The organism is Kitasatospora sp. NPDC059803 (genome assembly GCF_042732255.1).
Classification (GTDB): Bacteria; Actinomycetota; Actinomycetes; order Streptomycetales; family Streptomycetaceae; genus Kitasatospora.
The window spans coordinates 1-2,349 of sequence record NZ_JBHWIJ010000530.1 but is presented as its reverse complement, the minus strand read 5'-3'; the positions used below and the strand labels follow the sequence as shown (position 1 = coordinate 2,349).

Here is a 2,349-nt window from a genome sequence, read left to right as displayed (position 1 = left end):
TCGGCGGCCTGACCGGCGTGCTGCCGGGCTGAGCCGCCCGGCGCAGGCGGGAGCCCGGCACCCCGGTCGCGTCCGGGGTGCCGGGCTCCACCGTGCCCGGAGCCGCTGGGCTCAGAGCTGGGTCAGGTCGGTCAGGCCGGTCTGCTGCACCACGCCGGTGGTGGTCGCGGTGGTGGTCGCGGCCAGGTCGCCCACCTTGTCGGTGACCGAGATCGGGTGGTCGTCGTCGCCGAGGCTGGCGGTGGCCCCGGGGACGGCCTGCACGGTGCCGGTGACCAGTCGCGGGTCCACCTCGTCCACCTTGAGCCGGCCGTCGGCCAGCTGGCCGGTGCCGTCCTGAACGAGGGCGAGCGGCTTGCCGACGGCGAGGCCGGGGGTGTCGGCGTGCAGCGGCGCGGCCGGGGCCTCCAGCAGCACCTGGCCGAGGTCGGCGCCCCGGTCGACCAGCGGGAGCGGCAACTGGGCCTTGGCGCTGGGGCCGACCTTCCCGGTCTGCAGCCCGGGGACCAGCCGGTCCGGGATGAGCTCGGTGCTGGTGGTGCGGCCGGGCGCCGGCGGCAGGAGCAGCGAGGTCGGGATGCCGGCCGTGACGCGGCTGCCGAGCGGGGTGAGCGGCACGTCCGCCGGGACCTGCTGGGTGGCCAGCTTGTCCTCCAGGGCGCCGACCTGGTCGGGGCTGACCTGGGCGGCACTGGCCGCTCCCTGGGAGGCGAGCATGCCCGCACCGACCGCCAACAGCATCGCGCCGGCCCGCTTGGAGAACTTCATGCTTTTCACCGTTCTGCCTGTCCGTACTGGAGATCCCTGAAGGGAGGGGCTGCGGGGCGCAGCCGGAAAGCAATCTGCCTCAACGAGTGACCGCTGGTACGGATTGCGGCGGTTAACCGGTTCGGCCTAATAATCCGACCGGAAACCACCCTACGACGCGCCTCCCGGACTCTTTTCAAAAATCCCCGTAACCTTCCGTGCCGTCATTCTTTGATCTGGACGTCAGTGACTGCAGACCGGGTCTGAGCGTTCTACGCGTTGTACGCACGGAAACCAAGAGCATTTCAGAGAGGGATCTCCCCATGATCCAGAAGTCCTTCGCCGCCGCCGGCCTGGCCGTCGCCGCGCTGGCCGCCGCCGCCGCGCCCGCTTCGGCGATCGGTGACGCGGACGGCGCCGCAGCCTCCATCGAGGGCAACGGCGGCACCAACTTCACCGGCACGGTCGGGAACAACAGCCCGAACTTCCACTTCCTGGACAACGCGAACGTCTGCCTCCCCGAGATCCACAACATCGCGGTGGGTGTGCTCGGCGTGGCCGTCCCGGTCGAGGTCCCGATCGCCAACAGCGGTGGCAAGCAGTACTGCACCCAGGGCCAGGGCACCCAGAGCCACGGCGACGCGGGCGTGTCCCACCTGGTCGGCTGACCGTTCCCCCAGCTGCACTCCCCCTGAACCACCCTTCGAATCGCTCCCCGATTCACCCCTCGAGAGGAAAACCGGAAATGATCAAGAAGTCCCTCGCCGCCGCCGGCCTGGCCGCCGCCGCCATCGCGATGTCCGCCGGCTCGGCCTCCGCCATCGTCGACGCGGACGGCGCCGCCACCTCCGTCCAGGGCAACGGTGGCACCAACCAGACCGGCACCCACGGCAACGGCAGCCCGAACTTCCACACCCTGGACAACGCGAACATCTGCCTGCCGGAGATCCACAACATCGCCGTCGCCGTGGTCGGCGTCGCGGTTCCGGTCGAGGTGCCGATCCTGAACAGCACCCCGAAGCAGATCTGCAACGTCGGCCAGAACACCCAGTCCTCGGGCGACGCGGGCGTTTCGCACCTGATCGGCTGATCAAGGGGCACGGCACGGACGGAGGGCCCGGGGAGGTACGTCTCCCCGGGCCCTCCGGGCGCTACGGGCGCTACGAGCGCCACGGGTGCTCAAGGCGCCACGGGCGAGGTGTCCGGCCGACCGCCGAACAGGTGCGGACCGGCCGGGTGAGCGGGCGTTCGGACCGGCGCGTGGGGCGCCGACCCGCACGGCCGGATGTGATCACGTGTCAGAGGCAGCGCCCGCCGGGGCGCTCCGAAAGAGAGGGCATTTCCATGAAGAGCAAGCTGGCCAAGGCCGCACTGACCGCCACCGCCGCGCTGGCGCTCGCGGGTGCCGCCACCCCGGCGTTCGCGCACGTCGGCTTCGCGGGCGGCGGCGAGTTCGTCGCCTCGGGCGACCAGCCGTTCGCGGCCGGTGCGGGCTTCGGCGTCGGCCACACCAGCGACGTCATCGCCGGCGGCTTCGGCGGCGGCGCCGCCACCTCCACCGACGTGATCGGCGGCGGCGAGGGCTTCGCGCACATCAACGGC

General features: G+C 71.7%; 4 protein-coding genes. 3 read left to right on the top strand and 1 reads right to left on the bottom strand.

Going from position 1 to position 2,349, the window contains the following annotated elements:
• Positions 1-111 precede the first annotated feature (111 nt).
• Positions 112-768, bottom strand: coding sequence for a hypothetical protein (locus ACFV6I_RS39140; RefSeq protein WP_380431023.1), 657 nt, complete (start codon positions 766-768; stop codon positions 112-114).
• A 302-nt stretch (positions 769-1,070) separates the two neighbouring features.
• Between ACFV6I_RS39140 and ACFV6I_RS39135 the strand changes: the two genes are divergently transcribed.
• From ACFV6I_RS39135 to ACFV6I_RS39125, 3 genes are all read left to right on the top strand, one after another.
• Positions 1,071-1,415, top strand: a complete 345-nt coding sequence (locus ACFV6I_RS39135; RefSeq protein WP_031063477.1) for a hypothetical protein — start codon at positions 1,071-1,073, stop codon at positions 1,413-1,415.
• Between the two features lie 77 nt (positions 1,416-1,492).
• The gene (locus ACFV6I_RS39130; RefSeq protein WP_380431020.1) at positions 1,493-1,837 is read left to right on the top strand and encodes a rodlet layer protein; all 345 of its coding nucleotides are present in this window, start codon (positions 1,493-1,495) and stop codon (positions 1,835-1,837) included.
• A gap of 254 nt (positions 1,838-2,091) precedes the next feature.
• On the top strand, positions 2,092-2,349 hold a 258-nt coding region (locus ACFV6I_RS39125), incomplete at its 3' end, for a hypothetical protein (RefSeq protein WP_380431018.1).

Bases quoted from the DNA above. Each gene is read 5' to 3' on its own strand.
- ACFV6I_RS39140 (WP_380431023.1), bottom strand. From the start codon at position 768: ATGAAGTTCTCCAAGCGGGCCGGCGCGATGCTGTTGGCGGTCGGTGCG.
- ACFV6I_RS39135 (WP_031063477.1), top strand. From the start codon at position 1,071: ATGATCCAGAAGTCCTTCGCCGCCGCCGGCCTGGCCGTCGCCGCGCTG.
- ACFV6I_RS39130 (WP_380431020.1), top strand. From the start codon at position 1,493: ATGATCAAGAAGTCCCTCGCCGCCGCCGGCCTGGCCGCCGCCGCCATC.